Source organism: Pseudomonas emilianonis (assembly GCF_023072625.1).
GTDB lineage: Bacteria > Pseudomonadota > Gammaproteobacteria > Pseudomonadales > Pseudomonadaceae > Aquipseudomonas > Aquipseudomonas paraveronii.
Map to the genome: position 1 here is coordinate 1 of NZ_JAKNRV010000495.1, position 3,102 is coordinate 3,102.

Annotated in this window: 1 protein-coding gene and 1 pseudogene; both read right to left on the reverse strand. The window is 63.5% G+C overall.

The genetic code is table 11. The annotated features are described in order from the left end of the window. A pseudogene (locus L9Z73_RS28220) lies at positions 1-147 on the reverse strand (type II secretion system protein GspE); the annotation flags it as partial. A 924-nt stretch (positions 148-1,071) separates the two neighbouring features. Beyond that, positions 1,072-3,102 (reverse strand): type II secretion system secretin GspD (gene gspD, locus L9Z73_RS28225; RefSeq protein WP_247408044.1); only part of this gene is annotated, 2,031 nt, incomplete at its 5' end.

The following is a 3,102-nucleotide window of genomic DNA, read 5'->3' on the forward strand; positions in this document are numbered from 1 at the left end:
TTCAAGCTGGCTCTGGCCGAACTGCCGCTGGACTTCGCTGATCGACCAGCCGGGGGTCGACGGGCAGACGGTCAGCCGCATGCCGGCCTCGCCGGGGCGCAGGAGGATGCGCTGGGATTTGGCCCAGGCGTAGGGGAGCAGGCTCATAGGATTTGCTCGCTTGCGCTGGCTTTAGATGGACTGAGTACATATCCGTTGCTGCGGTAACGGCGGCTATTGGTTCCGCCCTTACGGCGGGTCACTTTTGGAAAGAGCCCAAAAGTAACCAAAAGGCTCTTGCCCCACCACTCGGCACCTCGCCTAGGCTCGGTGTGCCCGAACCCAGGCATTACTCCGCGGGCCGCCGCGACGGGCCATCCATGGCCCGGCGCGGCTAAACCGGCGTCCTGCCGGTTTACCCGCTGCGTAATACCTGCGTTCGGCCAGCGTGGTTTTACGGGGCGCTTAAGATCAAGATCAAAAACAAAGCCGAGGCGGCCTGGTAGCCGACCTGATCTCGGAAACATATGCTCTCCCCCTTTGGGAGCTGGCGCGCGCTGTAAATGTGGGAGGGGGCTTGCCCCCGATAGCGGTGGATCAGTCATGCATGTATTGGCTGACACACTGCTATCGGGGGCAAGCCCCCTCCCACATTTTGAAGCGGTGAGTGCCTGGGAGTTCTCAGTCAAATCCGACAGCCCCCGTCTGGGCACTGCATTGATTCCAGCAGCTTTGTGGCACAAATCCAAGCCATGAAAAAGCGCCGCCCCCCCGCGTAACCACGATGCGAAGCGAGCCGCTTTTGATCTTGCTTTTGATCTTAGGCGCCCCGTTAAACCACGCTGGCCGAACGCAGGCTTGAATCCGTGGGTAACCCGGCAGGACGCCGGGTTAGCCGTCCTGGGCCAAGGATGGCCCATGACGGCGGCCCACGGATTCAAGCCTGCGTTCGGGCACACCGAGCCTAGGCGAGGTGCCGAGTGGTGGGGCAAGAGCCCTTTGGTTACTTTGGGGCTTTTCCAAAGTGACCCGCCGTAAGGGCGGAACCATAAGCCGCCGTTACCGAAGAAACGGATATGTCCTCGCTCAACATCAATCACGAGCCGGCACCGCCCTGATCACCGCCCTCGGCCCAGCCCCCGGAATCGCCTTCTCCACCGACGGCAACTGCGGCGCCTGCACATCCGGCAGCGCCCAACTGCGCTCCGGCTGCAAGCCACCCTGGGCGCGGCGCATGAACTCATAGCGGTTCAACGTAATACTGCGCCCGGCGCCACTGTCGCGAATGATGTAGGGCCGCAAAAACACCATCAGGTTGGTCTTGCTCACACTGCGCTTTTCGTTGCGAAACAACGCGCCCAACCCCGGGATATCCGACAGCCACGGCACCGCGTCATTGCTCTGGCTATAGCCGTCCTGCAACAACCCGCCGAGCACCATAATCTGCCCGTCGTCCAACAGGATGCTGGTATCGATCGCGCGTTTGTTGGTCACCGTGCCCGCGTCCACCGACGCACGCTCGTCCACGCTGCTGACTTCCTGGTAGATATCCAGCTTCACCGTGCCGCCCTCGGAAATCTGCGGGCGCACGTTGAGCTTGAGCCCCACTTCTTCGCGCTGCACGGTCTGGAACGGGTTGTTGCTGGTGCCGCCGCCGCCCGTCACATAGCTGCCGGTGACGAACGGAATGGTCTGCCCGACAAAAATGCTCGCGGCTTCGTTGTCCAGGGTCAGCAGGTTCGGCGTCGACAGCACGTTGGTGCCGCCCTTGCTCTTCAAGGCGCGGGCCAGCACTTTGAGGTCGAGCACCTTGCCGATCCCGGGGATGTCGACGCTGCCATCGACCAGGCCGATATTCAGGCCCTTGGGCAACACATCGATGCTGGTCTTGCTGGTCGACGTGCCATTCACCCCGCTGCCCCCCAGGTTCACCCCGCCAAAACCGCCCTTGCCGCCGAGGTTGCCGGCCTGCCACTGCACGCCGAATTCGCTGGCGTCGTCTTCGTTGACTTCGACGATCAGGCTTTCGATCACCACCTGGGCGCGGCGCTGGTCGAGCATGTCGATCACTTCGCGCAGGTTGCGGTACAGCGGGTCCGGCGCGGAGATCAGCAGAGTGTTGGTGGTGGCGTCGGCCTGGATTGTCACGCCGCCAGCGCTGAAGGCGGTGTTCTGATCGCTGCCGGGACTGCTGCCGGGACTGCTGCCGGTCGCCGGTTTATCCTGGCCATACCCGGCCTGCACGCCGCTGCCGGTGGACGTGCCGCTGCTGTTCTGCGCGGTGCTGTTGCCCTGGGTGCTCTGGGCATTGCCGCCCATGGCACTGAGTTTGCCCCGCGCCTCGTCGCTGACGCCGGCCTCGCTCTCGCCAGTGAGTAAGCCACGCAGCGACTGCGCCAACTTGCCCGCCTGGGCGTTGCGCAGATAGACCACGTGCATGTTGCTCGGGTTGCTCTGGGCATTGTCGAGTTTGTAGATCAGGTTGCGCGCCAGCTCGGTGCGCTCCGGGCTGCCGGAACGGATGATGATCGAGTTGGAGCGCGGGTCACCGATCACGTTGATCTTCTGGGTCTGGTCGGCACCTTGGGTTTCCAGGAGTTCACTGACCATGGCGGCGATGTCCACGGCGATGCCGTTCTGCACCATCACCACGTCGGTGTCGATGGCGCTGGGGGTGTCGATGCCGTCGATGATCTGCGCCACCCGCGCAAGGTTTTCCGCGTAGTCGGTGATGACGATGCTGTTGTTGCCGGGGTAGGCGTTGATCGGGTTGTTCGGCGAGACGATCGGGCGCAGCACCGGGATCAGGTTCACCGCGTTTTCGTATTGCAGGCGAAAGGTGCGGGTCTGCATGCCGCTGCTGCCGGCGCTGTAGATCGGCCCGCCGAGCAACTTCGCATCGGCTTCCGGCACCACCTGCGCCACCCCGCCGACGTCGACCACGCTGAAGCCCTGCATGCGCAGCGCCGCCAGCAGCATGTCGTAGGCTTGATGCGCGGGCACCTGGCCTTCGCTGACCAGGGTCAGGTTGCCTTTGACCCGAGGGTCGTCCAGAAACTGCTGGCCGGTGGCACGGGACAGCGCGCGCACCACCGCCTGGATATCGGCGTCGACAAAATTCAG